General features: G+C 59.5%; 20 protein-coding genes and 1 tRNA gene. 13 read left to right on the top strand and 8 right to left on the bottom strand.

Annotated elements, in window-relative coordinates:
* The first annotated feature begins 146 nt into the window (after positions 1-146).
* Positions 147-1,550 (top strand): DUF1302 family protein, encoded by a 1,404-nt coding sequence (locus tag JWZ97_RS10540; protein ID WP_205428708.1) that lies wholly within the window; start codon positions 147-149, stop codon positions 1,548-1,550.
* Here the strand turns inward: JWZ97_RS10540 and JWZ97_RS10535 are convergent.
* From JWZ97_RS10535 to JWZ97_RS10525, 3 genes are all read right to left on the bottom strand, one after another.
* A complete protein-coding gene (locus JWZ97_RS10535) occupies positions 1,523-2,302 on the bottom strand; it encodes a PEP-CTERM/exosortase system-associated acyltransferase (RefSeq protein ID WP_205428706.1) in 780 nt (259 codons plus the stop codon). The genes JWZ97_RS10540 and JWZ97_RS10535 overlap by 28 nt on opposite strands.
* Before the next feature lie 278 nt (positions 2,303-2,580).
* Positions 2,581-2,694 carry a hypothetical protein gene (locus tag JWZ97_RS20355; RefSeq protein WP_371822620.1) on the bottom strand — a complete coding sequence of 38 codons (114 nt, stop codon included), beginning with the start codon at positions 2,692-2,694 and terminating at the stop codon, positions 2,581-2,583.
* A gap of 933 nt (positions 2,695-3,627) precedes the next feature.
* Positions 3,628-4,308 (bottom strand): PEP-CTERM/exosortase system-associated acyltransferase, encoded by a 681-nt coding sequence (locus JWZ97_RS10525; protein ID WP_205428699.1) that lies wholly within the window; start codon positions 4,306-4,308, stop codon positions 3,628-3,630.
* Positions 4,309-5,071: 763 nt separating this feature from the next.
* Here JWZ97_RS10525 and JWZ97_RS10520 point away from each other — a divergent pair.
* A complete protein-coding gene (locus tag JWZ97_RS10520; protein WP_371822487.1) occupies positions 5,072-5,893 on the top strand; it encodes a hydroxymethylpyrimidine/phosphomethylpyrimidine kinase in 822 nt (273 codons plus the stop codon).
* On the opposite strand, the gene recJ is transcribed toward JWZ97_RS10520, so the two are convergent.
* The 4 genes from recJ to alaC form a co-directional block, all read right to left on the bottom strand.
* Entirely contained in the window at positions 5,890-7,644 is a 1,755-nt protein-coding gene (gene recJ / locus JWZ97_RS10515; RefSeq protein WP_205428688.1) for a single-stranded-DNA-specific exonuclease RecJ, read from the bottom strand. The genes JWZ97_RS10520 and recJ overlap by 4 nt on opposite strands.
* 10 nt (positions 7,645-7,654) lie before the next feature.
* Positions 7,655-9,106 carry a threonine synthase gene (gene thrC / locus JWZ97_RS10510; RefSeq protein WP_205428687.1) on the bottom strand — a complete coding sequence of 484 codons (1,452 nt, stop codon included), beginning with the start codon at positions 9,104-9,106 and terminating at the stop codon, positions 7,655-7,657.
* Positions 9,107-9,169: 63 nt separating this feature from the next.
* Complete coding sequence (locus JWZ97_RS10505; RefSeq protein ID WP_205428685.1) at positions 9,170-10,480, bottom strand: homoserine dehydrogenase; 1,311 nt, start codon at positions 10,478-10,480, stop codon at positions 9,170-9,172.
* 62 nt (positions 10,481-10,542) lie between these two features.
* The gene (gene alaC, locus JWZ97_RS10500; protein WP_205428684.1) at positions 10,543-11,727 is read right to left on the bottom strand and encodes an alanine transaminase; all 1,185 of its coding nucleotides are present in this window, start codon (positions 11,725-11,727) and stop codon (positions 10,543-10,545) included.
* Positions 11,728-12,010: 283 nt separating this feature from the next.
* Here alaC and recD point away from each other — a divergent pair, with 283 nt between their 5' ends.
* Positions 12,011-13,861 carry an exodeoxyribonuclease V subunit alpha gene (gene recD, locus JWZ97_RS10495; protein ID WP_205428682.1) on the top strand — a complete coding sequence of 617 codons (1,851 nt, stop codon included), beginning with the start codon at positions 12,011-12,013 and terminating at the stop codon, positions 13,859-13,861.
* On the opposite strand, the gene JWZ97_RS10490 is transcribed toward recD, so the two are convergent.
* Positions 13,862-15,064: an ammonium transporter gene (locus tag JWZ97_RS10490; protein WP_205428680.1), complete on the bottom strand. Its 1,203-nt coding sequence runs from the start codon at positions 15,062-15,064 to the stop codon at positions 13,862-13,864.
* Positions 15,065-15,264: 200 nt separating this feature from the next.
* On the opposite strand from JWZ97_RS10490, the gene JWZ97_RS10485 reads away from it, so the two are divergent.
* From JWZ97_RS10485 to rplT, 10 genes are all read left to right on the top strand, one after another.
* Positions 15,265-19,596 carry a DEAD/DEAH box helicase gene (locus JWZ97_RS10485; RefSeq protein WP_205428678.1) on the top strand — a complete coding sequence of 1,444 codons (4,332 nt, stop codon included), beginning with the start codon at positions 15,265-15,267 and terminating at the stop codon, positions 19,594-19,596.
* A gap of 231 nt (positions 19,597-19,827) precedes the next feature.
* Positions 19,828-21,156, top strand: a complete 1,329-nt coding sequence (locus JWZ97_RS10480; RefSeq protein ID WP_205428676.1) for an OmpP1/FadL family transporter — start codon at positions 19,828-19,830, stop codon at positions 21,154-21,156.
* A gap of 221 nt (positions 21,157-21,377) precedes the next feature.
* On the top strand, positions 21,378-21,881 hold the full coding sequence (locus JWZ97_RS10475; protein WP_205428668.1) for a BCAM0308 family protein: 504 nt from the start codon (positions 21,378-21,380) through the stop codon (positions 21,879-21,881).
* Positions 21,882-22,364: 483 nt separating this feature from the next.
* The gene (locus JWZ97_RS10470) at positions 22,365-22,793 is read left to right on the top strand and encodes a YeeE/YedE family protein (protein ID WP_205428666.1); all 429 of its coding nucleotides are present in this window, start codon (positions 22,365-22,367) and stop codon (positions 22,791-22,793) included.
* A 6-nt stretch (positions 22,794-22,799) separates the two neighbouring features.
* Complete coding sequence (locus JWZ97_RS10465) at positions 22,800-23,216, top strand: DUF6691 family protein (RefSeq protein ID WP_205428664.1); 417 nt, start codon at positions 22,800-22,802, stop codon at positions 23,214-23,216.
* Between the two features lie 129 nt (positions 23,217-23,345).
* A tRNA-Val gene (locus JWZ97_RS10460) sits at positions 23,346-23,422 on the top strand.
* A 61-nt stretch (positions 23,423-23,483) separates the two neighbouring features.
* The gene (thrS, locus tag JWZ97_RS10455; RefSeq protein ID WP_205428662.1) at positions 23,484-25,400 is read left to right on the top strand and encodes a threonine--tRNA ligase; all 1,917 of its coding nucleotides are present in this window, start codon (positions 23,484-23,486) and stop codon (positions 25,398-25,400) included.
* Between the two features lie 16 nt (positions 25,401-25,416).
* The gene (gene infC / locus JWZ97_RS10450; protein WP_305799018.1) at positions 25,417-25,953 is read left to right on the top strand and encodes a translation initiation factor IF-3; all 537 of its coding nucleotides are present in this window, start codon (positions 25,417-25,419) and stop codon (positions 25,951-25,953) included.
* A 19-nt stretch (positions 25,954-25,972) separates the two neighbouring features.
* Positions 25,973-26,170 carry a 50S ribosomal protein L35 gene (rpmI, locus tag JWZ97_RS10445; RefSeq protein WP_205428658.1) on the top strand — a complete coding sequence of 66 codons (198 nt, stop codon included), beginning with the start codon at positions 25,973-25,975 and terminating at the stop codon, positions 26,168-26,170.
* Positions 26,171-26,211: 41 nt separating this feature from the next.
* The gene (rplT, locus tag JWZ97_RS10440) at positions 26,212-26,562 is read left to right on the top strand and encodes a 50S ribosomal protein L20 (protein WP_205428656.1); all 351 of its coding nucleotides are present in this window, start codon (positions 26,212-26,214) and stop codon (positions 26,560-26,562) included.
* Position 26,563: the final 1 nt, after the last annotated feature.

Raw genomic sequence — 26,563 nt, 5'->3', positions numbered from 1 at the left:
CAGCGGAAATGGTCGGTGATCTGGCGAGGAGGGTCGCTCGGGTACTCCGGTAAAACCCCTGTCCGGAAGGTAAATTAGTTCTACTAAGTAAGTGCTTTTTGAGAAGTTCGGTTGTACTCTAACAGTATCGTAAGCTATCGATTCGCATGATGATCATCGCCAGCAAATTTCATGTGAAGCACTTACTCTTGATTGCAATTAGCTTTGCTTCGATTGCCGCCGCCGAAGAACCGAAAAGTTTTGGTGATCTGTTCGAGATCGAAAAAGAGAAAAGCGAGTCGTCGGTCGGCGGGAAAAATTCCTCTTCTGTTCGAGAAGATGACTTCACCTTGCCGCCGATCAAGGGTTTCCTCCAAAGCGAGTTGGCCTATACGTGGCCAGGTCCCGGTCATTGGTCGAAATTCAGGAACATATTTGAAGTCGGCAGTAAGGGGGAAGTGGGTAAAAGTGTAAATTGGGTTGCGAATATTCGGTTTACATATGACCCAATTTATGATCTTACCAATTATTACTCTTCCTCGGTCCGCAATGATCAGCGCTTTGATTTCTCGATACGAGAAACTTACTTGGATTTTTCGGCGGGTGATTGGGATTTTCGCGTTGGCCGCCAACATATAATTTGGGGAGAGATGGTTGGTCTGTTTGTTGCTGATGTGGTATCTGCCAAAGATCTTCGCCAGTTTATTCTCCCCGATTTTGATCTCCTGCGAATACCTCAATGGGCCATTAGGAGTGAATACTTCCATGCAGACTTGCATGCCGAGTTTGTTTGGGTGCCTGTGCCAACGGTTAATGATATCGGCAAGGTAGGTTCCGAGTTTTATCCGTTTACTACCCCTGATATTTCGGGATTTCGTACGATTACTTACGACGACAAAGCGCCATCGCAAACCTTGGGCAACTCTGCTTATGGGGTGCGTACTTCGTATTTGAAGAATGGCTGGGATGCCTCACTTTTTTACTATAGCACACCGGAACTTTCTCCTTCGTTTCGCAGAACTGTAAGGGAGTCGGAAGCAGTGATTACCTTTACTCCGATCCACAAGCGCATACAGCAATTCGGCGTAACCATGGCGAAGGACATTTCGCGTACCGCGGTTTTTAAGGCGGAAGCTGTTTATTCTATGGGTAGGCCACTATCTGTTACCGATCAGCGGGATAGTGATGGTTTAGTTGGTCAGGATATCCTAGATTATATTGCTGGTATTGATTATACGCTTGAGGAGTTGGAAAATACTCGCTTTAATATTCAGTTCTTTCAGAGCGTAATTACGGACTGGCATAGAGACGTCGTTGCGGACAGGGTTGATTCGGGAGTCTCATTTTTATTCAGTACGCGAGCACTACATCCTAAGCTAGAGCCGGAGGTGCTTTATGTGCACGGCTTCAATCATAACGATTGGATGTTGCAAACTAAGCTCACTTGGGAGTTTACGACGAATTGGCGGTGGGTTAACGGGATAGACGCTTTCGGTGGTGGTCGGCAAGGCGTTTTTGGTCAATATAATGAAAAGGACCGGATTTACAGTGAGCTGCGCTTCTCGTTTTGATCCAGTTCCGGGGAGATATGGGTGAATTCTTCCACTCCCTTTGTTATATCGGTTAATAGTTCGTGGATTTCGGAGGAAAGGTGTTTCTCCAGGCTTTCCCGGGTGATCTGGAAAGGGCCGCGTAACCCGCGGTGTTCTACCGCGGCTCCAATTTGTTCAAAATGAATACCGAAAGCCTTAAGTCGTCGTGCGAGGCTAGGCTCCATCATGGCGAATGCCCGCTCCATGCCAAGATTTAAACCTACTGCGGCGGCAGCGAGATAGAGTCCAAGAGCAATATGCGGAATGCTTCGTCGATCAAGCTGTGATGAGGGTTGTGATTCGATACTTTCTGGGACAGTAGGATAGGGGGTGGTGCTTTCGCCCGCGCGGCGGCGAAACGCGGAAATTACTGCCAAGCGGGAAATTTCGCCATAGCTGCGGGGAGGAAGGCTGTCCATGTCGACAATGTTGCGATCGACAGTACAATATCGCTCGAAAGGCAATTCGTGACGATGGGATGATAAGTTGCTGGTAACCAGTCTTACGGTCCCCACGTACTTTTGACTTTCCTTATGCCGTAGAAGACAAAGGTAAGAGCGGTGGTCGTATTCATCTATTTCATAGCCATCCGGAAAATCGGCTTTATTTTCGAAGCCGAGCTCCTCGCAATACACCTGATAGCGTATCTGAAATCCGAGCTTCCGTAGGTCTTCTGTAATCGCCGGTACGATTTCAAAGTATTTGTTAAAGCTTTCGCGTATCGAAGGCATGAGCATTCTCCGGGTCCTCTTCATGTCTGGTTGTGTTGAGAAAAGCGTGCTTTTTCCGATTTGTCAACCGACGGGCACCTCGAAAAACCTCGCACTTCGACAAGCTCAGTGCGAACGGACCTATGAAAATCAATTTGTTCCGTTCGTGCTGAGCCTGTCGAAGCATGAGCGAACAGGTTTTTCGAGGCGCCCCGACGATGGTGCGCACGTTATGGATGAGGTTGTCCCCATCGTTCAGACAGTCTAATGGGGTTGTAAGCTCTGAACGGGGTTGTTGTTCAGCAATCAGGCGTTTTCTCGTCGATGCGGGAATGTAGTCGTTTCCCGTTGTACCAAGTGATATAGGTTGCCAGTCTGGGCTTGAGGTCGGTACCGTTCTCCGCTGGATTCAGGTAAATGTGCTCGTACTTCAGCGTTCGCCATTAGGAGTTCGACGAAGACGTTATCCAACGTCTGGCCTTTGCCGGTCAAGTACTAATGGCGATGCCGTGGGCCTTGAGCGTGTTTGTGAAGGCTTCCCCGGTAAATTGGGCGCCTTTTGGCCCATGTTGAAAACTCGGGGTGGCCACAGCTTGCCAAGGCGCTCTTGGAGCGCCGACACACGGACTGCGGTCTCCAGAGTGTTGATCCAAGCCAATTCAGCGCGCGCCGGGAATACCCGTTCAGGATTGCGGCCAGATACACATCTCCCTTGGCCATGGGCACATAGGGGTGATGTCAGTCGACCCGACCTGGTTAAGGCGCTCAAGGATCTTGCCTTGCAGTAGGTGCGGTTTTTTGGGGTGCTGTGCGGATGAGGGTGGGTGGTATGTATCGGGCTTAGTTCCGCTGAGGCAAGGGTCATGACGCCCATTCAGCCGGTTGATCCGTTTTCGGTTGATGGTATGGTCCCTATGTCGTCGCGGTTCGCGCAGGATTTGGGGGGATCCCATTTTGCCGTCCGGTCGAAGCGGATGCGATGTTCTGCACGTGCTCTCGCTTATGTTCCCGGAAGTCGAGGAGCGGTTGAATGATGATGCGCTAAGTGGGGCTGTCAACAGGGCTCGGGGCATTTCAAGCGGGAACTGTGCCACGTCGTGTGTCAATGTCGCGAAAAACCGGCTTTTTGAAAAAAATGTGGGCTTGCCGGATTGCGTTTCGAGGCACGGTAAATGGAGGTTGAAAGGTGAGTTGCTGGGCGGTGTCTATCAGAAATAGACGAATTGCTGGCTATTGTCGCCGGGGCTGCTGTAGATTCTATAACCCACGTTTCAAATTTTTTCACGGTATTGGTCGTTTGGGTCCGCAGCAAGCGACGAAATGTGTAAATGTTTCGTGCATAAGAACTATGCGGCCATGACCCGAGGATGGAAGTAATCTGAGTAGTGGTAGTAAGTTCCGTGCTGCTTGAAGCATTGCAAAGCAATCTCGGAGGTGAAGCCGTTTTGAAAGTCGTTAAGCCGCCCTAGATATGGATAACGGGATCCTCGATATTGAGACTTCGGGCCAATTTGCTTTACTACCAGCCCTAGCTTATCGACCACTCTGCCCAGCGATCGTTGGCAGAAGAAAACAACGTCCATCGCCCCCTTCTGTCTCGAATAGCTAATACCGCTGTGGATGGCTTTCATTAAGATGTGGCACTCAAACTGTGCATCGGTGATTGCTCCATTCTTGGGGACTTGGAATCGACGCAGAATTGCTAGACGAGAAAATTCGGCGCTTATTCCTCCGTGCGTTGGAATATGCTCGGGATATATTGAAGCATGTTTGCTGAGCGGTAGTTCATTGAAGCGATTGAAAACTATCCTATATGTGCCAATCCATGACTGCGTAGCCCTGCAGCGAATCAGGAAATGGGCCGATGTATCGTCATACTCGTCAACTTCTAATTGATCGACGAATTTTTTCGCTTCTTCGTACCCTTTTTCAAGGCAGTAGACGTCATACCGAAGCTTAAAGTGTATCCTCTTGCTTTCGGGTGTATCTGCCAAAACAATGTCGTATCCATTCTCATGAGAGTTCATGCGCTCTTTCTCTCAGTTGGTTACAGAGGTGAAAAACCTAACGGGGTCTCGGAAGCCCTGAATTCAGGTTTGCTCGAATTAATGTCTTGCTGTGCGATGCGAAAATTCGGGTAGCTGGCCTATCAATGTGCTAGCGCCGCTATGGCTGCATGCGATTGCGTTGGGGTGGTTAGGCGGCCAAATCATCTGTGTGTTATTGCAGCGATCAGATGACCTCTTATGAACCAGTTGGACGACGTATAACGCAGGAGCTGCTTTTGATGCATTATAAGGTATTCCCTGACAAGCCTCTGCTTGGTAGAACATATGCCGCGAAATCCAAGTTTACAAGTGAGGGTCCGTTTCATTGGCTTAAAAATTCCCGTTAGCAGTACCGCTGGCTGTCTTAAATAAAAGCAATAAATAGGCCATATTTTGTCGGTTGGCCGTGTGGTACCAAAGTGGGAGGGCTTTTATGTCGTTGCAACCGGATACCCCGGGGTCGCAGGGCGCGATAGCTGGCCGACAAGGTCGACGATTGCTGTCGAGTCTCGAAGCGATGTGGAAGTGAGACATTTGGGCCGTGAGCAAGTCGATGGCGTGAGACGTGGCAGATTGAACATAGCTTCGGATAAGTCTGTCGTTCATGAGTGACAGTGTGCGTCGGCGAATCTTTGGCCATCTCAGATTTTGACAGGTTCCCGCCGCAAGATGTTGGAGAAGTGTGGGTGTGCATCAATCAGCTGTTAGATGTTGTAGGCCGGCTGTTTGGGGTGTGAGTACGATGTTCGAGGGTAATGATTATATGAGTGCGACTACACGGACCGTTTTCTGTTTATCCGGGCACGACGCCACGGGGGGGGCTGGTCTTCAGGCTGATATTGAAACGTTGAAGGCGCTCGGATGCCATCCGTTGACCGTGGTGACGGCCTTGACTTCCCAGGACACCGTTAACGTCGAGGCCGTTTGGCCGCAACGCGAGTGCGACTTCATGGCCCAGGCAGAATGTTTGTTGAACGACATTCAACCGGTCTCGGTAAAAATCGGCTTGTTGGGTAGCGCCGACATCGCCAGAGCTGTCGCCGAGATTCTTCGTCGTCTGCCGCATGCTTGCGTCGTTTTGGACCCGATCCTGGCGGCGGGCGGCGGCAAGCCCTTGGCCCGTGCCGAGCTGATGGATGTTATGCGGGCCGAACTGTTTCCCCGGGTGACGGTACTCACTCCCAACACGATAGAAGCCCGCGCATTGGTGGGGCGCAAATCCCTTGACGAATGCGCCGAAGAGTTGAGACGGCTCGGTTGTAAGAATGTGCTGATTACGGGTACGCACGACACCGGAGAGGTGGTGATCAACCGGCTTTACGGCCACACGGCGCGGGAGTGGTCCTGGCCGCGCTTGCCGCATACTTATCACGGTTCCGGATGCACCTTGGCGTCCGCTTTGGCAGGCTTTTTGGCGTTGGGCCAGCCATTGGAAACGGCAGCCTACTCGGCTCAGCGCTTTACCTTCGAGGCCTTGCAGGCGGGCTACCCATTGGGCCGGGGGCAGTACATGCCGAATCGCGCCGCGCCGCGTCCCGAGCTGTGGGAGCACGACGCGGGCTAGGCGTCCGCCCCGCAGCTTTCCATGTACTCGATTCGCAGCTGCACGCTGCGTTGGTCGCGGAATTCGTTGACGTCCAGCCGATAGGCGGCCTTGAGGCGCCGGCAGCCCAGCCAGTTTTCCGGGTGTTCGACGAAGAAGGCGATGCCGTCTATCGACCGTTGCCGATCCGGGGTTTGCAACACCAGCTTGAGGTGTTTTTCCCCGATCACGCGGGCCTGAACCACGTCGAACTCACCGTCGAAGAGAGGCTCGGGAAAGCCTTGGCCCCAGGGGCCGGCGTTTTGCAGCAGCTCGGCGGCTTCCAGGCGTAATTCCTCGTTTCCGAGTTCGCCGTCGCTGTGTAGGGCATGGGCGAGGTCCAGGCCTTGCAGGTGGCGGCCGACTTCTTCGTCGAAGACCGCGGCGAAATCTTCGTAGTCCGTTTTTCTTAAGCTGAGTCCCGCCGCCATGGCGTGGCCGCCGAAACGGCTGAGCAATGCCGGGTGGCGCGCGGCGATGTCGCTCAGCACGTCGCGGATGTGCACGCCCGGTATCGAGCGCGCCGAACCCTTGATGCTGCCTTCTCCGGCCGGAGCGAAGGCGATGACGGGACGGTTGAGGCGATCCTTCAGGCGGGCGGCGAGTATGCCGATGACGCCCTGATGCCAGGACGGGTCGAACAAGCAGATACCCGACAGTGCTTCGGGGCTGCACGCGAGTTGCTGATTGTCGAGCAGCGCAAAAGCATCCCGTTTCATCTGGTCCTCGATTTCGCGGCGTTCCTTGTTCAGTGTGTCGAGTCGGACGGCGAGTTCGCGTGCCTTGTCGGGATATCCAGACAGCAGGCATTCGATGCCCAGGCCCATGTCTTCCAGGCGGCCGGCGGCGTTGAGTCGGGGCGCGGCGGCGAAACCCAGGTCGGCGGCGCTGATCGCCTCCGGTTTGCGCCCGGCGACTTCCAGTAGGGCGTTGATGCCGGGGCGTGCGCCGCCCGAGCGTATCCGTCGTAATCCTTGATGCACCAGGATACGGTTGACATGATCCAGGTTCACGACGTCGGCCACCGTGCCCAAGGCGACCAGATCGAGCAATTGTCCGAGATTGGGTTCGCTTATGCCCGACAGCGCAAACCAGCCATCATCTCGTAGGCGGGCCCGCAGGGCCATCAGCACATAGAACATCACGCCTACGCCTGCCAGGCTTTTGCTGGGAAATGAGTCGCCCGGCATATTGGGATTGACGATGGCATCGGCTTCCGGCAATTCGGCGCCGGGCAGGTGATGATCGGTGATCAGCACGCGCAGCCCCTGGCTTTTCGCGGTACGCACGCCTTCCAGGCTGGAGATTCCGTTGTCCACGGTCAGGAGAATGTCGGGTTGTCGCGCAACGGCGACGTCGACGATTTCAGGCGTCAGGCCGTAGCCGAACTCGAACCGGTTGGGCACCAGGTAGGAAACCTGTGTCGCTCCCAGTGCCTGCAGGCCCAACAGGGCGACCGCGCAGCTAGTGGCGCCATCGGCGTCGAAATCGGCGACGACGAGGATATGCAGCTTGTCTCGTAAGGCACACGCCAACTGTTCGACCATGTCGTCCATACCGGACAGCAGCCGTGGCGAGGGCAGTCTGGCGAGTGTGCGATCGAGCTCTTCGGGCTTGGTCAGGTCCCGTGCCCGGTAGACGCGCTGCAAAATCGACGGTAGCTGGGAAAACGGGGCGATTTCGGGGGCGAGCGGTCGGCGAAGTATCTTTTTCGGTACGGGGTGGTGGAGCATGCGAGACAGCTTACGATCCGGCGGTGTGTTCGCTCGTCGCGTGGGCGGCGATATAGGCCTTCAACTGATCCACGTCCTTATCCATGACCTCGAAGCGCTGCGGTAGGTTTTCTATGCTCTCCAGACCCACGGGACGTTCCGGCTTGCGCCCCAGGGCCTCGACGATCGTTTCCTCGAACTTGGCGGGCAGCGCGGTTTCCAGGCAGATGAGCGGCAGGCCGGGACGGCGCCGCTCCAGCCCCACTTTCAGACCGTCGGCGGTATGCGTGTCTATCATCACGCCGTATTTTTCCCAGGTTGCCCGTATTGTGGTCAGGCGGTCGGCGTGCGTGCTGCTGCCGGAGGCGAAGCGGAACTCAGGCAGGCTATCCCAGTATTCCGTGGATTTGATGTCGAATTCCCCACCCGCGTCCACCCGGCTCCAGAAGCGCGAGACCCGGGCGGCGTCGCGTCCGACCAGATCGAACACGAAGCGCTCGAAATTCGAGGCCTTGGATATGTCCATCGAAGGCGAACTGGTCTGATAAGTATTTTCCGTGCCGCGCGGACGATAGACGCCGGTGCGGAAGAATTCGTCCAGCACGTCGTTCTCGTTGGTGGCCAGGATCAGCTGGGCGATGGGCAGGCCCATCATGCGGGCGATGTGGCCGGCGCAGATATTGCCGAAATTGCCGGAGGGCACCGAGAAGGCGACGTCCTGGTCGTTGGAGGTCGTCGCGGCGAAATAGCCTTTGAAGTAATAGACGATCTGCGCCGAAACCCGGGCCCAGTTGATGGAGTTGACCGTGCCTATCTTGTGGCGCGACTTGAAGGCATGATCGTTGGACACGGCCTTCACCAGATCCTGCGCGTCGTCGAACATCCCGCGGACGGCGATGTTGTAGATGTTCGCATCCTGCAGGGAATACATCTGTGCGCGCTGGAAGGCGCTCATCTTGCCGTGCGGGGACAGCATGAACACGCGGATGCCCCGCTTGCCCCGCATGGCGTATTCCGCCGCCGAACCGGTGTCACCCGAGGTGGCGCCGAGGATGTTGAGTTCCGCGTGCTGCTTGTCCAGTACGTATTCGAACAGGTTGCCGAGCAACTGCATGGCCATGTCCTTGAAGGCCAGGGTCGGTCCGTTGGACAACTCCAAAAGATGCAGGCCCGGCTCCAGCGTCCGCAGGGGCGTGATCTGGGCCGTATCGCTGCCGGCACGGGCGTTGCGGTAGACCTCGGGCGTGTAGGTCTTGTCGACGATGCCCTTTAAGTCGTCCGCCGGAATATCGGTGATGAACTTGGACAGCACCGCGAACGCCAAGTCCGCGTAGGACAGCGAACGCCAGGCGTCCAGTTCGGCGCGGCTGACTTGCGGATATTCTTCCGGCAAGTACAGGCCGCCGTCGGGCGCCAGCCCGCCCAGCAGGATTTCGGTAAAAGTCTTGGCCGGGGCCTTGCCGCGGGTAGAAATGTATTTCATGGCGATGTTCGATGGCTGATGGAGACGGGCGATGCGATACACCCGTCTCCGGGGGGATGCGGTCTAACCCAAAGTCTCCAAGCGGATGCGCTTGATCGGCTTGTTGATGCTCGCCAGGGCTTCGATTTCGGCGATGGCGGCATTCAGCTCGCGTTCCTGCACCTTGTGCGTGAGCAGGATGATGGGGATGTGAGTTTCGCCGGTCAACGGCTCCTTCTGGATCAGGGCTTCGATGCTGATCTGATGCTGGGCCAGGATGCGCGTGATGTCGGCCAGCACGCCGGGCTTGTCTTCCGCCGACAGCCGCAGGTAGTAGGCTGTTTCGACTTCCTCTATGGGCAGCACCGGAATGTCGGAGATGGCCGACGGCTGGAAGGCGAGATGAGGCACGCGGTTTTCCGGATCGCTGGTGAGCGTCCGCACCACGTCGACGATGTCGGCCACCACGGCGGACGCGGTGGGATCCGCGCCGGCCCCGGCGCCATAGTAAAGCGTTGGACCTACCGCGTCACCTTCGACCAGCACCGCGTTCTTCACGCCGTCGACATTGGCGATGAGGCGCCGTGCCGGGATGAGCGTCGGATGGACGCGCAGTTCTATGCCTTTCTCGGTCCTGCGGGCGATGCCAAGCAGCTTGATGCGGTAACCCAGGGTCTCGGCATAGGCGACATCCAGTTGGGTGACGCCGGAAATGCCTTCGATGTAGACCTTGTCGAACTGCAAGGGGATGCCGAAGGCGATCGAGGCCAGGATGGTCAGCTTGTGCGCGGCGTCCACGCCTTCCACATCGAAGGTCGGGTCGGCTTCGGCATAGCCTAGGGCCTGCGCCTCCTTCAGCACGTCGGCGAAGTCGCGGCCCTTGTCGCGCATCTCCGTGAGGATGTAGTTGCAAGTGCCGTTGATGATGCCGGCCAGCCATTCGATCTTGTTGCCGGTGAGGCCTTCGCGCAGTGCCTTGATGATGGGGATGCCGCCGGCGACGGCCGGCTCGAAGGCGACCATCAGGCCTTTTTCGCTGGCCTTGGCGAAGATCTCGTTGCCGTGCTTGGCGATTAGCGCCTTGTTGGCGGTCACCACGTGTTTGCCGTTTTCCAGGGCCGTCAGGATCAGTTCCTTGGCCGGATGCTCACCGCCTATCAGTTCGACCACGATCTCGACTTCCGGATCGTTGACGATTTCGTAGGGGTCTGTGCTCAGCTTGATGTCGTGGGTGTCGCAGATTCGGGGACGGCTCAAATCCCGAGCCGAGGCGTGGGTGACCAGGATTTCCCGGCCGGCGCGGCGGGTGATTTCACCGGCATTGCGCCGCAATACGTTGACGGTGCCGCCGCCGACCGTGCCTAATCCGAGCAAACCAACTTTAACGGGCTTCAAAGCGCTGTCCTCTTGTCGTTCGTAGGGTAGGGTACGTCCGGCGTACCGCAGGAATGTGAAAACTAGGCCGCGCTGTCCTTGCGGAACATGGCCCGGATGCCGCGTATCGCCTGGCGGGTGCGGTGTTCGTTTTCGATCAGGCCGAAACGCACGTGGTCGTCGCCGTATTCGCCGAACCCTATGCCGGGCGACACCGCGACTTGGGCTTCCAGCATCAGCTTCTTGGCGAATTCGAGCGAACCCAAGTGCTTGTATTGTTCGGGGATCGGCGCCCACACGAACATGGTGGCCTTGGGCGGCGTCACCGCCCAGCCGGCGTCGTTCAAGCCCCTGCACAACACGTCGCGGCGCACGCGGTAAGTGTCGCGGATCTCGGCCACGCAATCCTGCGGGCCTTCCAGCGCCGCAATGCCGGCGACCTGAATGGGCGTGAAGGTGCCATAATCCAGGTAGGACTTGATGCGGGCCAGGGCGGCCACCAGCTCACGGTTGCCGCACATGAAGCCCACGCGCCAGCCGGGCATGTTGTAGCTCTTGGACAGGGTGAAGAATTCCACCGCGACGTCGGTGGCGCCCGGCACCTGCAGGATGGAGGGCGCGACATAGCCGTCGAACACCAGGTCGGCATAAGCCAGATCGTGCACCACCCAGATCTTGTATTCGCGGGCCATCTCGACGACCTTCTCGAAGAACTCCAACTCCACGCATTGGGTGGTCGGATTGCCCGGGAAGTTGAGGATCAGCATCTTCGGCTTGGGCCAGGAGTTCTTGATGGCCTTTTCCAGTTCGGCGAAGAAATCCACGCCCGGCACCATGGGCACATGGCGCACGTCGGCCCCGGCCAGCACGCAGCCGTAAGGATGGATGGGGTAGGCCGGATTGGGCACCAGCACCGCGTCGCCCGGACCCAGGGTGGCGAACATCAAATGGGCCAGCCCTTCCTTGGAACCTATGGTGGCGATAGCCTGGGTGTCCGGGTCGAGTTCCACGCCGTAGCGCGTCTGGTACCAGTTGCAGATGGCCCGGCGCAAGCGCGGTATGCCCTTGGAAACCGAGTATCGATGGGCCGTGCCTTTCTGGGAGACTTCGACCAGCTTGTCGACGATGTGTTGGGGCGTGGGCCGATCGGGATTGCCCATGCCGAAATCGATGATGTCGACGCCGGCAGCCCGTTCCTTGGCCTTTAATTCATTGACGATATTGAAGACGTAAGGCGGTAGTCGTTTGATGCGTTGGAACTCTTCCATCCTGGGCTCTTGCGGATTATTTATTTAGGAGTGTCGTGGGTGTGGCCGGGACCGCGGGGGCCTGGGAACGTGTTCGTAAAGCTACGGCGCGACTGTGATGGGACGCTCGCAGCGTTTTGCAAACGGATTGTAAGCCCGCACCGCGCTCGAAATTCAAAAAAAGGGGATAAAAGTACTGTCGTGCCGGGCTACTGTCAACGCACCCGCCCGAGATTTGGGCGCGCGGGGACGAGAGGATACCTATTAATATACGTAAACATCGCGAACCTTAACCCTTTGTGACATGCCGACGCCCACTTTGTCGTATCCATCCGATGACACCCTGCTCGATCAATCTTTGGGGCCCCGCGCGCTGGACCTGGCTTTCGGCGATTTTTTGCGGCGCCTGGATCCGGAGCTGGAACCCTCGGTGCGCTTGGCGGGCATACTCGTCAGCCGGCGATTGAACGAGGGCCACACCTGTCTGGAACTCGCCCAATTCGCCGGACGAGCAAGCCTGCCGGGTTTGCCCGGCGCGCCGCTTTTGGATGCGTGGTTGGACACGTTGCGCGCAAGCGCCTTGGTTGCCGAGCCGGGGAAAGACGCTCCCCTGGTACTGGATGGCGGCCGCTTGTATCTGCATCGTTATTGGCGCTACGAAACCGACATAGCCGTTCGCCTGAGCGATTTGATGGCGAAATCGCCCGCCGTGGACGAGGAACTCTTGAGGGACGGCTTGCGGCGTCTGTTTGCCGATAGCAGTTCCGGGACGGAGGCGGACCGGCAGCAAATCGCCGCCGCCTTGGCCTTGCTCAAATCATTCGCTCTCATCAGCGGGGGGCCGGGTACCGGCAAGACCTATACCGTCACGCGCATCCTGGCCTTGTTGATGGAGCAGTCGCCCGACGAAGCGCCACGCATCGCCCTGGCCGCTCCCACCGGCAAGGCGCGGGCCCGGCTGGCCGATTCCATCGAAACGGCGCTGTCGACAGGACTGCCGTGCAGCGAACCGGTCATCTCCCGCATACGCGAGGCCGCCCGCAATGCCCGTACCCTGCATGGCTTGCTGGGGGCGTTTCCCGGCCGTAGTCGCAGCCGTTACCATTCCGGCCATCTTTTGCCTTATGACGTGGTGGTGGTCGACGAAGCCTCGATGATCGATTTGCCGATGATGGCGCGGTTGCTCCGGGCCTTGCCCGAATCGGGCCGGCTGATCCTGCTGGGCGACCGCAATCAGCTGCCGCCAGTGGAGGTCGGCGCCTTGTTGGGCGATCTCTGCGCGGCGGCCGGCGATGCCGGCTATTCGGCGGAACTGAGTGAGCGCTTGCAGGTGCTGACCGGACGCGGCTTCGAGGCGCGAACGACCATGACGGGGCCGCTCATCCGCGACAGTCTCGCGGAGTTGCGCAAGCCTCGCCGTTTTGCCGCGGGGAGTGGCATCGCGGCCATGGCCGAAGCGATACAGCGGGGCGAGTCGGAGGCCTGTGCCGCGGTATTGCGGGAGAGCGAGGACATGCAGTGGCATAAGCCCGCTTCCGGCGAATTCGAGCCCTGGTTGGCCGACATCGTGCGCGACGCCATCCTGCCCTGCCTGCAGGCGGTAACGGTAGCCGAGGCCTTGGCGCGCTACGGCGCCTTTCGCATCTTGTGCGTTTTGCGCCAGGGGGGCAGGGGGGGGGAATCCGTCAATCCCGCGGTCGAAAGCATTCTGAGCCGGCTGACGGCCAGCCGGTACGGCTTGGGCGAGTGGTACCGGGGGCGGCCGGTCATGATTACCCGTAACGATCCGGCTTTGGGGCTCAACAACGGCGACATCGGCATCACTTGGCCCGATCCCGAGAGCGGTCAGGCCCTGCGCGTCTTCTTTCCGAATGAGCGGGGGCCTCTCAAGGCCTTTTCTCCGGCCCGGCTGCCCGCGCACGAAACGGTTTATGCGATGACCGTGCACAAGAGTCAGGGTTCGGAATTCGAGCACGTTCATCTCATTCTGCCCGACCATCCCGTACCCTTGCTGAGCCGGGAGCTGATCTATACCGCCGTCACCCGCGCCAAGTCCCGGCTCAACCTGTACGGCTCGGAGGCCGTGCTGGGGGCGGCCATCGCCCGGCGCATGGAGCGCGGCTCGGGGCTGCATGCCCGATTGGGAGGGGGCTGATCACCAGCCGGCTTCTTTTTCCGGGGTGGCGGATATCTTGTGCAGGCTGAGGTCGGCGCCTTCGAATTCCTGCTCCGGATCCAGGCGGATGCCGAGGGTGAATTTCAGCATGCCGTAGACCAGGAATCCCCCGGCACAGGCAATGAACACGCCGGTCAGGGTGCCCAGGACCTGCGAGAAAATACTGACCCCGCCCAGGCCGCCCAGGGCTTGCTGGCCGAAGATGCCGGCGGCGATGCCGCCCCAGGTTCCGCCCAGACCGTGCAACGGCCATACGCCCAGCACGTCGTCGATCTTCCAGCGGTTTTGCGTCAGCGTGAAGAAATAGACGAACAGCGCGCCGGCGATGGCCCCCGTCGCCAGTGCACCGATAGGGTGCATCAGATCGGAGCCGGCGCAGACGGCGACCAGTCCGGCCAGCGGGCCGTTGTGCAGAAAGCCGGGGTCGTTGCGGCCCAGCATCAAGGCCGCCAGGGTGCCGCCCACCATGGCCATTAGGGAGTTCACGGCCACCAGGCCGCTGACGGCGTTCAGCGTCTGGGCCGACATCACGTTGAAGCCGAACCAGCCGACGGTCAAAATCCAGGCTCCCAGAGCCAGGAAGGGGATGCTGGAGGGCGGATGCGCCGACATGCCACCGTCGCGGTGGTAGCGTCCGCGACGCGGCCCCAGCAATATCACGGCGCCTAGGGCGATCCATCCGCCTACCGCGTGCACCACCACGGAGCCCGCGAAATCGTGGAAGCCCGCACCGAAAACCTGTTCCAGCCAGCCCTGCAGACCGAAGTTCTTGTTCCACGCGAGGCCTTCGAACAAGGGATAGACGAAGCCTACGATGACGAAGGTCGCCGCCAGTTGCGGGTTGAAGCGTGCGCGCTCGGCGATGCCGCCGGAGATGATGGCCGGTATCGCGGCGGCGAAGGTGAGCAGGAAGAAGAATTTGACCAAGTCGTAGCCATGGTGCTGGGTCAGATGTTCCGCGCTGCCGAAGAACTGGACACCGTAGGCTAGGTAGTAACCGATCAGGAAATACGCCACGGTGGACACGGCGAAATCGGAGAGTATCTTGACCAGGGCATTGACCTGGTTCTTGCGCCGCACCGTGCCGACTTCCAGAAAGGCGAAGCCCGCGTGCATGGCCAGCACCATGATGGCGCCCAGCAGGATGAACAAGACGTCGGCGCTGTTGTCTACCGTTTCCATGTGATACCTCGATAAATGGATGGCGACTTGCTACAAGATTCGGACCATTTTGAATTTCAGCCGCACGCCTTGGATTTTGGAGCGAGTCGCGCGCATTGGTCGTGCACGAGACCGAATCTATTTGGTGCATTTCAAGAGTGCTGCACCAGAGGTGTGCGGAGCTCCGCGTCTTGTAGTCTTAACCCGATATTTCCTACCGCATGATCCTCGATTTGTTTCATCCGGCCGTTGCCGACTGGTTCAGGCAGACTTTCCCGGCGCCCACGGACTGCCAGCGACAGGCTTGGGCCGCCATCGCCGAGGGGCACCACGCGCTGATCGCCGCCCCGACCGGCTCCGGCAAGACGCTGGCGGCTTTTCTTTCGGCCATCGACGATTTGGCGCGCCGGGCGGCCGGAGGCGAGCTCCGGGAGGCGACCTATGTGCTCTACATCTCCCCGCTCAAGGCCTTGAGCAACGACATCCACAAAAACCTGGAACAACCGCTGGACGGCGTGAACCGTCGCCTGTTCGAACGGGGGCACGGCGAAGTCGCCCTGCGTTCCATGGTGCGCACCGGCGATACACCCGCCGTGGCGCGGGCCGCGATGCTGAAACACCCCCCGCATATCCTGGTGACCACGCCCGAGTCGGCTTATCTGCTGCTCACCAGCGAGAGTGGCCGGCGCATGCTCAAAACGGTGCAAACCGTCATCGTCGACGAGATCCATGCCATCCTGGGCAGCAAGCGCGGCGCGCATCTGGCCTTGTCGCTGGAGCGGCTGGAGCGCCTGGTTGAAAGGCCGCTCAACCGCATCGGCCTGTCCGCTACCCAGAAGCCCATCGAAGAGGTCGCCCGTTTCCTCACCGGCGGGATGGACTGCCGCATCGTGGACACCGGCCATCTGCGCCGCCTGGACCTGGCCATCGAATTGCCCGACGCGCCGCTGGAGGCGGTGCTGTCGCAGGATGCGGCCAAGTCGATCTACGACCGCATGGCGGCGCTGATCGAGGCGCACCGCACCACGCTGATCTTCGTCAACACCCGGCGCATGGCCGAGCGACTGGCCCGCGCCTTGAGCGAGCGTCTGGGTGAGGAACACATCACCTCGCATCACGGCAGCCTGGCGCGGGAACAGCGCCTGGACGCGGAAAGCCGCCTCAAGTCGGGAAAGCTCAAGGCCTTGGTCGCCACGGCCTCCCTGGAACTGGGCATAGACGTGGGCGAGGTGGATCTGGTCTGTCAGTTCGGAACCACCCGCGCCATCGCCACTTTTCTGCAACGGGTCGGCCGCTCCGGTCACTTTGCCGGCGGAGTGCCCAAGGGGCGATTGTTCCCCACCAGCCGCGACGAACTGATCGAGTGTCTGGCCCTGCTGGACGCGATACGCCGCGGCGAGCTGGATTTGCTGCACATCCCGCCGCATCCGCTGGACGTGCTGGCCCAGCAAATCGTCGCCATGGTCGCCTGCGAAGATTGGGACGAGGACGAACTCTATGCCTGGGTGCGGCGTGCCTGGCCTTACCGCGATCTGGGCCGCAAGGATTTCGAGGACACGGTGCAGATGCTGGCGGAGGGTTACCACACCCGGCGCGGGATAAGGTCGGCCTATCTGCATAGGGACGGCATAAACCGCAAGCTGCGCGCGCGACGCGGGGCACGAATGACGGCGCTCACCTGCGGCGGGGCCATACCCGACAACGCGGAATACCGCGTGATATTGGAGCCTGCCGGCGAGTTCATCGGCACGGTGGACGAGGATTTCGCCATCGAGAGCATGGCCGGCGACGTCTTCCAGCTCGGCAACACCAGCTGGCGTCTGCTCAAGCTGGACGCCGGCGTGCTGCGCGTCGAAGACGCCCAGGGCCAGCCACCCAGCATCCCCTTCTGGCTGGGCGAGGCGCCGGGCCGCACGCACGAACTGTCGCTGGCGCTGTCGCGGCTGAGGGTGGAGATCGCCGAGCGGTGCGTAGGCAGGGATGAGCGCAGCGTATCCCAGCAGGCCGATACGCAGACGCTGGGATCATCATCCCAGCTTAGCTTGGATAGCGTCGCCGACTGGCTGGCGCGCACGCTGAACGTTTCCGCCGAAGCGGCCGGACAGGCGGTGAATTACCTGGCCGCCGCCTATGCCACGCTGGGCGCCATGCCCAGTTTCGATACCGTGGTGTTCGAGCGGTTCTTCGACGAGTCTGGCGGCATGCAGTTCATCATCCATGCGCCCTTCGGCTCCCGCCTCAACCGCGCCTGGGGCTTGGCCTTGCGCAAGCGTTTCTGCCGCGGCTTCAATTTCGAGCTGCAGGCGGCGGCGACCGAGAATGCTGTGATTTTATCTTTGACCGGTATCCACAGCTTTCCTCTGGAAGAGGTCGCCCGTTATCTCAACGCCAAAACGGTGCGCGATCTGCTGATCCAGGCCCTGCTGGATGCGCCCATGTTCACCGTGCGCTGGCGCTGGAACGCAGTCTGCGCCCTGGCGCTCAAGCGCTTCCAGGGCGGGCGCAAGACGCCGCCCTATCTGCTGCGCATGCAGGCCGAGGATCTGGTCGCCACGGTCTTCCCGGACCAGCTTGCCTGCTTCGAAAACATCGTCGGCGACCGCCAGATCCCCGATCATCCCCTGGTGCAGCAGACTTTGACCGACTGCCTGAGCGAGGCGATGGACATCGACCGTCTGATCGAGGTGATCGAGGGCCTGGAGAGCGGTTCCATCCGCGTGGTGGCGCGCGATCTGGTCGAACCTTCGCCGCTGGCGGCGGAGATCGTCAACAGCCGGGTCTACAGTTTTCTCGACGGTGCGCCACTGGAGGAGCGCCGCACCCGCGCCGTGGCCAGCCGGCGCTGGCTGGACCCGGCGCAGGCCGGGGATCTGGGCCGTTTGGACCCGGCCGCGCTGGACCGGGTCCGCGCGGAGGCCTGGCCGGAAGTGCGCGATGCGGAAGAACTGCACGATGCCCTACGGGCGACCGGCTTCCTCGTCGCCCCGAGAGAAACCGGTCCTTGGTCCGGCTATTTCCAAAAGCTGGTGGAGCAAGGCAGGGCGGCGGTTTTGCCGCTATCGAACGGCATGGCGACGAGCGTGTCGCTCTGGCTGGCTGCCGAGCGTTGGCCGCAATTTCGCGTGCTTTATCCGGGCCGGACATCGCAACCGGCCCTGCACCTGCCTAAAACTCTCGACGATCAGATCTGGGAGCCCGAAGCCGCCCTGGTGGACATCCTGCGCGGACGACTCGCCGTGCTGGGACCCGTTCAGGCAGCCTGGCTCGCTGCCGATCTGGCCCTGCCGGCATCGGCCATCGATGTGGCCCTGTTGAGGCTGGAAAGCGAGGGCGGCATCCTGCGCGGCCAGTTCACGCCGGGCGGCAGCGAGCAGGAATGGTGCGAGCGCGGCCTGTTGGCGCGCATCCATCGCTATACCTTGCAGCGGCTGCGCGAGGAAATCGAGCCGGTGAGTGGGGCGGAGTTCATGCGCTTCCTGTTCCGCTGGCAGCGGCTGAGCCCCGATGCACGCGCCGAGGGGCCGGACGCGCTGGCGGCCGTGCTGGATCAACTGGAGGGTTACGAAGCCGCCGCGGTCGCCTGGGAAAGCGAGATTCTGCCGGCCCGCCTTGCGGGCTACGATCCGGCCTGGCTGGATGCCTTGTGCCTGTCCGGCAAGTACGTCTGGACGCGGTTGAGCCCTGCCTCTTCCGCGCAGGCGCCGGTCAAGTCCTCGCCCATCGCCTTGTTACCGCGCCGGCGCCTGGCAATCTGGCGTTCGCCGGCCACCGGAGGCGAGGCCGAGCTGTCCACGGCGGCCTCTAGGGTCCGGGAGGTTCTGGCTAGCCTGGGAGCCTCGTTTTTCGAGGAACTGGCGGAGCAGTCCGGCCTGCTCAAGACCCAGGTGGAAACTGCCCTGGCCGAACTGGCTGCCAAGGGGCTGGCCAACGCCGACAGTTACAAGGGCCTGCGGGCACTGCTGGTGCCGGAAGACAAGAAAAGACGCTACCGCGGCATCAACCCCTTCGGCATCGAGGACGCGGGACGCTGGTCTCTGATGAGTAGCCCGGTCATAGCGGACGAGGCGGAGCGCAATGTAAGACTGGAGCACATGGCCGGCGTCCTGCTGCGCCGCTACGGCGTGGTGTTCCGTGCCTTGCTGACGCGCGAGAGCGCGGCGCCGCCGTGGATGGAACTGGTGCGGGTCTACCGGCGCATGGAAGCGCGCGGGGAGATCCGCGGCGGACGCTTCGTTGCCGGTCAGTTCGGCGAACAATATGCGCAGCCGGAAGCGGTTGCCGCCTTGCGCGCGGTGCGCAAGCAGGACGCGGCCGACGACTACTGCGCGCTCAGCGCCGTCGATCCGCTCAATCTGGTGGGCATCGTCACGCCCGGACCCAAGTTGCCGGCCCAGCCCGGAAACCGATTGCTCTACCGATCCGGAGTGCCCCTGGCTTTGCTGACCGGGAAGGAAACCCGCTTCCTGAACAAGCCGGAGGATATCGATGAATGGGACGTCAAAAACCGCCTCGTCCGCCGTACCGTGCCGCCACAATTGAAGGCTTATCTTTAGAGCCAAGAGATTGCTCACACGTGGCGCTTCCGGTTCCTGCGGGGCATACATGTCGTGCTTCCCGTAAGCGTCAAGATTTTTTTAGAACATAAAAGAATTATTAATTATAGATAATTGTTTGAATTAGAATATAAGCACCCACTATAGTTCGCACCCTAAGCTAAATCCTCATAAGAACCTCGGGTGAGCCGCGCTTGCGCGGAGCCCATTTCGACAAATCGGGAGCGAACAGTGGGTAGTTTTAATCTGAATCGGGCGATGCCTTTGTCGGTTGTATTGGCCGCGATGTCTGCAGGGTCGGCGTGGGCGACCAATGGCCATGTGTTGCATGGCGTGGGTGCGGTCAATCAGTCCATGGGCGGGGCGGGCATCGCCACCGCGATCGATGCGACCGGCTCCAACTTCAATAATGTGGGATCGATTTCGTTTCTGGAGAAGAGCTCCATCGAGTTCGGGGCCGAACTCTTCATGCCGGAACGCAGTTATACCGCCTCGGCCTACAACGGCGCCGTTTCCGGCACCCTGGACAGCAAGACGCGAGAGGCCGTGATTCCCAGTTTCGCGTTGGTCTACAAGACGCAGACGCCGTGGACTTTCGGCTTTTCCGCAGTCGGCATCGGCGGTTTCGGCGTGGACTATCCGGCCGATCAGGCCAATGCCAGCGGGCAATTCAATCCGCTCGGCTTGCCCCAGAGCCAGAATGGATTCGGCTCCATTTACTCCAACTATCAGTTGCTCCAGTTGACCCCTTCGGTGGCTTACCAGATTAACCAGGACTGGTCGGTAGGTTTGGGTTTCAATCTGGATTGGGCCTCGCTCAGCGTGGATCCCTGGCCGGCGACCACTCCCAACGCGTCCGGATATCCCAGCGGATCGCATTCCGCCAGCGCCTGGGGTCAGGGATTTACCGTCGGGACGCTATATAAAGTGCTGCCCAACCTCAGCCTGGGGCTGAGCTTCAAGAGCCCGCAATGGTTCAACGATTTTGGCTGGAATTCGCAATATCCCAACGGCGCACCCGCCAAATACACATTCCGGCTGGACTATCCGCTGATCGTGGGCGCGGGCCTGAGCTACAAGCCGGTGGAAGATCTGACCCTGGCGGCCGATTTGAAATGGATCAACTACCGTAATACCGAGGGTTTCCAGGAGAAAAATTTCGCCAACGCCGGCTCCGGTCCCTATGTGCGAGGTTTCGGCTGGGAAGATATCTGGGCCGTTTCCCTGGGCGCCCAGTACAAGCTGAATTCGCGCTTCACCTTGCGGGCCGGCTACAACTACAGCGATAACCCGATACCGTCGAACCAGCAGTTCTTCAACGTGTTCGCGCCCGCCATCGTGCAGCATCACCTGACCGCGGGTGCCGGATTCAATGTGACGCCGGCTCTCGAACTGAACGTGGCCTATTACCACGCATTCGAGAATACCCAATCGGGTCCTTTCATCAGCAATGGCGGACCCGGCTACCCGGCCATCAATCAGGCAGTTCCCGGCACCCAGATCACCAACCGCCTGTCGGAAGACTCGGTTTCCGCTCAGGTGGTATACCGCTTCGAATAGACTCGCCGGCGTTGCGTCCGGCTGGGCAGTCGGGTGTGGCCGTTCCGGCAGACCTTGTATCAGAAGACTGAGAGTCGCCTTGCTGTATCCGTTCCGTGGGCCTATGCTCGCAACGGATGCGCAAGGTTATGGCGGAAGAGTCCGCCGAGGCGCGACATGCGCCGCCGGTGCGGCGACCCGGAGGGCACTGGCCGACGGCTTCTATTAGAGGAGGTCGTGTAATGACTGCTGAAACTCATGTTCCCGACTCATCCCATCCGGGCCGGCACGACCGGCTTTTGCAGGAATGGGTGCACGATACGTATAAGTCCAAGAGCAAATTGCCCGAGCCGGCAGTCTGTCCGGATTGCGGCGCAATCTACCGGCACGGCCGCTGGCAATGGGGCGAAGCGGAAGCCGGAGCCCATCAGGAAACCTGCCCCGCGTGCCATCGGGTGCGCGACAAATGTCCGGCAGGGTTTCTCACGTTGGGCGGGGAGTTTTTGCTCACGCATAAGGATGAGATCCTGCATCTGGTTCACAACCAGGAGGCGCGCGAAAAGGCCGAACATCCGCTCAAGCGCATCATTGCTATCGAGACCGAGGGGGATGGACTCACGATTACCTTCACCGATCCGCATTTGGCTCGCGGAGTCGGCGAGGCCTTGCATCACGCCTATCAGGGGCAACTCGATTTCCGTTATCAGGAGGAGGAGCGGATATTGCGGGTGAACTGGCTGAGATGATGTGAATGGAGCCAACGTGTAGCCCTGCATCCTGACCGGGATGCAGGGCTTTTTTATGTTGAGGCGGGTGACCTCGACAGGCAGGACGGGAGAAAATTGGTTTACGGCCGCATGAGTGCTTAGTGATGTATGGCCTGGTGGCGTGATGATGGCGGCCACCGAATTTGTCACCGATGCGAACTCGAGGTCCGGCCGGGCGCGTGGTCAGCGTCTGCTGGTACGGCGACAGGCCGGTTCGCCTGAATCGCCGAACCGCAAGACCACTATGGGGTACGCGATGTGGCGTTATATTTTTTGACTCAAAAAAAATCCAATAAGTTATTTTCGGAGGAATATGCCAGGATTGTATAGTCAAATGGCATGGACCGTATGCGAGGAGAGCCGAGGGGGCGAAGCCCGTATCTCCATATCGCCATGGACCGGAGCGATATCGGTCCTATGTGCTTGTAACTCCTTGATTATTTGATCAACCGTGCCCGATTTATGAATTTCGATCTCACCGTTGTGATTTCTGCGCTCTGCGGCGGCTTGCTGATAGGTCTGGCCGTTGCCTTGTTTCTGCTTCTTAACGGTCGCACGGCCGGCATCAGCAATATCGCGGCTGGTCTGCTGACATCCAGGGACGGTAATTTCGGCTGGCGAGCCTTGTTTATTGCCGGTTTGTTGGCGGGAGGAGGCAGTCTTATCCTCGCTTATCCGGAAAGCTTGGGCTCCGCGCCGCCTGTCCCTTTGCGGCAGATCGCCGTCGCCGGACTCCTGGTCGGATACGGGGCGCGCTTGGCCAACGGTTGCACCAGCGGGCATGGCGTCTGCGGTTTGTCTCGGCTATCGGTGCGGTCGCTGGTGGCGACGGGGGCTTTTATCGTGGCCGGCATGGTGACCGTCTATGTGGTCCGTCATGCAGGAGCATGATCGGCGATGAATTTATTGAGCGCTTTCTTCTGCGGCTGGCTGTTTGCTTTGGGCTTGGGCTTGGCTGGCATGGCTCAGCCATCCAGGGTCATCGGATTTCTGGATGTCGCCGGTACCTGGGATCCGACTTTATTGTTCGTGATGGGGGGCGCGGTCGGCGTGGGTCTGATCGCTTTCCGCCGGGTGTTGAAGCGAAGTCGCCCGATACTGGCCGACCGATTTCATATTTCGGAGCGAAGCCGAATCGATGCCCGATTACTGGCCGGGGCCGTTCTTTTCGGCACGGGCTGGGGTCTTTCCGGCTATTGTCCCGGGCCGGCGCTCATGTCGCTGGTTACCGGGCAAACGTCGGTGGTGGTGTTCGTCATCGCCATGTTCGCGGGCTTCACGCTGGCCGGGTTAGGTCGGCGCAAAAGCGCCTAGGAAGGACGGGTATCGGCCGTCGAGCGCCTGTCGAAGGTCGTCCTTTTTGCTGAATGCCGAAAATAGGGGATAAAAGGCTTCCCTTTGTTGAGAGAGTCGCTTATAATGCTCGCTCAACAAACGATCAGCAGGCGCGTAGCTCAGTTGGTTAGAGCACCACCTTGACATGGTGGGGGTCGTTGGTTCGAGTCCAATCGCGCCTACCAAATTCGAAAGCATCGCCTGGCGATGCTTTTTTGTTCCCGTCACTTTCTCGGGTTTTCAGCGATGCCTGTAATCACCCTTCCCGATGGTTCTCGGCGTGAATTCGATCATGCCGTCAGCGTGCGCCAGGTGGCCGAGTCCATCGGTGCGGGTCTGGCTCGTGCCGCGCTGGCCGGCAAGGTGGATGGCCGTTTGGTCGACCTTTCGACCGAGCTTGATCGGGACGCCGCCGTAGCCATCGTGACGGCGCGTGACCCCGAGGGCGTGGAAATCATCCGCCACTCCACGGCCCATTTGCTGGCGCAGGCCGTCAAATCCCTGTATCCCACGGCACAGGTGACCATCGGTCCGGTGATCGAGGACGGCTTTTATTACGACTTCGCCTTCGAGCGGCCGTTCACGCCGGAGGATCTGGAAGCCATCGAGAAGAAGATGGAGGAATTGGCCGCCTCTGAGCTGGAGGTCAAGCGCAGCGTCTTGCCGCGCGACGAAGCCGTCCGTTTCTTCCGTGGCTTGGGTGAGGAATACAAGGCCGAGATCATCGAGTCGATTCCGGTCAACGAGGATTTGTCGCTGTACACACAGGGCGAGTTCACCGATCTCTGCCGTGGGCCGCACGTACCGGATACCGGTAAGCTCAAGGCCTTCAAGCTGATGAAGATCGCCGGCGCCTATTGGCGGGGCGATTCCAATAACGAGATGCTGCAACGCATCTATGGCACCGCCTGGGGCGACAAGAAGGATCTCAAGGAATATTTGCATCGTCTGGAAGAGGCGGAAAAACGCGATCACCGCAGGATCGGCAAAGCGCTGGACCTGTTTCACCAGCAGGAAGAAGCTCCGGGCATGGTATTCTGGCACCCGGCCGGCTGGGTGCTGTGGCAGACGATCGAGCAGTACATGCGTCAGGTCTTCGCGGACAATGGCTATCAGGAAATAAGAACGCCGCAGGTAGTCGGCCGCGCCTTATGGGAAAAATCGGGGCACTGGGAAAAATTCAAGGACGGCATCTTCACTACCCAGTCGGAAGAGCGCGATTTCGCCATCAAGCCGATGAATTGTCCCTGTCATGTGCAGGTTTACAATCAGGGCCTCAAGAGCTACCGCGACTTGCCGCTGCGCTTGGCCGAATTCGGGTCCTGCCATCGCAACGAATTGTCGGGCGCCCTGCACGGAATCATGCGGGTGCGCGGTTTTACTCAGGACGATGCGCATATCTTCTGCACGGAAGATCAGATACAGGATGAGGTCTCGGTTTTTATCGACCTGCTGCACAAGGTTTACGCCGATTTCGGTTTTCATGAGGTGTTGATCAAGCTTTCGACTCGGCCGGAAAAGCGGGTGGGGGCCGAGGAGGTTTGGGACAAAGCCGAGGCCGCCTTGCAGCAGGCGCTGGATGATAAGGGCTTGAAGTGGGAATTGCAGCCCGGCGAAGGCGCTTTCTATGGTCCCAAGATCGAATTCTCCCTCACGGATTGTCTGAGCCGCGTCTGGCAGGTCGGCACCATACAGCTCGATTTTTCCATGCCGGAGCGACTCGGGGCGACTTATGTTGCCGAAAATGGCGCCAAATTGACCCCGGTCATGCTGCACCGGGCCATCCTGGGGTCCATGGAGCGCTTCATCGGCATTTTGATTGAACATTACGCGGGATATTTCCCGCTCTGGCTCGCGCCGACCCAGGTGGTGGTGCTGAATATCACCGATAAACAGTCTGAATACGCAGAAGAAATTGCTAAGGAATTGAAAGGACACGGATTGCGAGTGGCGACCGACTTGAGAAATGAGAAGATCGGCTTTAAAATCCGAGCCCATTCGATGCTGCGGGTGCCTTATCTTCTAATCGTCGGCGACAAAGAAGTCGAGGCGCGAACCGCGACGCTGCGCACGCAGAAAGGGGTCGATCTCGGCTCCTATGCTCTGCCGGAAATAGCACGAAAACTGGTTGACGAAGCCGCGAGTCGAACGATTAGCGCGTAAATTTTGCTTGGAGGATTTGGGTATCACTGCGAACGACAAAAAAGAGCCACGCCTTAACGACGAAATCTATTACCCTCAGGTTCGTTTGATAGGTCCGGACGGGGCTCAGTTGGGCATCTTATCCAGCCGGGAAGCCAAGCAAATCGCCTACGAGGCGGAATTGGACCTGGTGGAGATTTCTCCCACCGCCGAACCACCGGTATGCCGGGTGATGGACTACGGCAAGTACCGTTTCGAGCAAGCCAAGAAGCTGGCGGCGGCCAAGAAGAAGCAGAAGCTGATCCATATCAAGGAAGTGAAGTTTCGCCCCGGCACCGACGAAGGCGACTACCAGATCAAGCTGCGGAATTTGATCCGTTTTTTGAGCGACGGCGACAAGGCAAAGATCACCGTCCGGTTTCGTGGCCGCGAATTGTCCCATCGCGAGTTGGGCATGGATTTGCTGAAGCGGATCGAGACGGACTTGCAGGAACATGCACTCGTCGAGCAGTTTCCGAAGTTGGAAGGCAAGCAGTTGAGCATGACGCTTGCGCCGAAAAAGAAAAAATCCTGATTAATTGGAGTTTTAGACAATGCCCAAGATAAAGAGCAATCGCGGCGCGGCGAAACGGTTCCGCAAGACCGCTTCCGGCGGCTTCAAGGCCAACCACTCGCACCGCCGTCACATCCTGACCAAGAAGAGCACCAAGCGTAAGCGGCAGTTGCGCGCTCCGGGCCTGTTGCATGCCTCGGACGTGAAGAGCGCAACGCGTTTGCTGCCCTACGCCTGATCCATTTTAGAAGTTCCTATTTAAGTTTAAGGGGATAGTCCATGCCCAGAGTGAAACGTGGCGTTACCGCCCACGCCCGGCACAAAAAAGTTCTCAAGCAGGCGAAAGGTTATTACGGTGCGCGCAGCCGCGTTTACCGCGTTGCCAAGCAGGCCGTCATCAAGGCCGGCCAGTATGCTTACCGCGACCGTCGTCAACGGAAGCGCCAGTTCCGCGCGCTGTGGATCGCCCGTATCAACGCGGCGGCCCGCGAGCATGGCTTGTCCTACAGCCGTTTCATCGATGGCCTGAAAAAGGCTTCCATCGACCTGGACCGCAAAGTGCTCGCCGATCTGGCCGTGCACGACAAGGAAGGCTTTGCCGAACTGGCCAAGCTGGCCCGCCCGGCCTGAT

It is taken from the genome of Methylococcus sp. EFPC2, from assembly GCF_016925495.1.
In the GTDB taxonomy this organism is placed as follows: Bacteria; Pseudomonadota; Gammaproteobacteria; order Methylococcales; family Methylococcaceae; genus EFPC2.
This window is presented reverse-complemented; position numbering and strand designations above follow the sequence as displayed.

Coding starts and splice junctions, on each gene's coding strand:
- thrC (WP_205428687.1), bottom strand. CDS start 9,106: ATGAAATACATTTCTACCCGCGGCAAGGCCCCGGCCAAGACTTTTACC.
- JWZ97_RS10535 (WP_205428706.1), bottom strand. CDS start 2,302: ATGCCTTCGATACGCGAAAGCTTTAACAAATACTTTGAAATCGTACCG.
- alaC (WP_205428684.1), bottom strand. CDS start 11,727: ATGGAAGAGTTCCAACGCATCAAACGACTACCGCCTTACGTCTTCAAT.
- thrS (WP_205428662.1), top strand. CDS start 23,484: ATGCCTGTAATCACCCTTCCCGATGGTTCTCGGCGTGAATTCGATCAT.
- rpmI (WP_205428658.1), top strand. CDS start 25,973: ATGCCCAAGATAAAGAGCAATCGCGGCGCGGCGAAACGGTTCCGCAAG.
- recJ (WP_205428688.1), bottom strand. CDS start 7,644: ATGCTCCACCACCCCGTACCGAAAAAGATACTTCGCCGACCGCTCGCC.
- JWZ97_RS10465 (WP_205428664.1), top strand. CDS start 22,800: ATGAATTTATTGAGCGCTTTCTTCTGCGGCTGGCTGTTTGCTTTGGGC.
- JWZ97_RS10470 (WP_205428666.1), top strand. CDS start 22,365: ATGAATTTCGATCTCACCGTTGTGATTTCTGCGCTCTGCGGCGGCTTG.
- rplT (WP_205428656.1), top strand. CDS start 26,212: ATGCCCAGAGTGAAACGTGGCGTTACCGCCCACGCCCGGCACAAAAAA.
- JWZ97_RS10490 (WP_205428680.1), bottom strand. CDS start 15,064: ATGGAAACGGTAGACAACAGCGCCGACGTCTTGTTCATCCTGCTGGGC.
- JWZ97_RS10485 (WP_205428678.1), top strand. CDS start 15,265: ATGATCCTCGATTTGTTTCATCCGGCCGTTGCCGACTGGTTCAGGCAG.
- JWZ97_RS10520 (WP_371822487.1), top strand. CDS start 5,072: ATGTTCGAGGGTAATGATTATATGAGTGCGACTACACGGACCGTTTTC.
- JWZ97_RS10540 (WP_205428708.1), top strand. CDS start 147: ATGATGATCATCGCCAGCAAATTTCATGTGAAGCACTTACTCTTGATT.
- JWZ97_RS10525 (WP_205428699.1), bottom strand. CDS start 4,308: ATGAACTCTCATGAGAATGGATACGACATTGTTTTGGCAGATACACCC.
- JWZ97_RS10475 (WP_205428668.1), top strand. CDS start 21,378: ATGACTGCTGAAACTCATGTTCCCGACTCATCCCATCCGGGCCGGCAC.
- recD (WP_205428682.1), top strand. CDS start 12,011: ATGCCGACGCCCACTTTGTCGTATCCATCCGATGACACCCTGCTCGAT.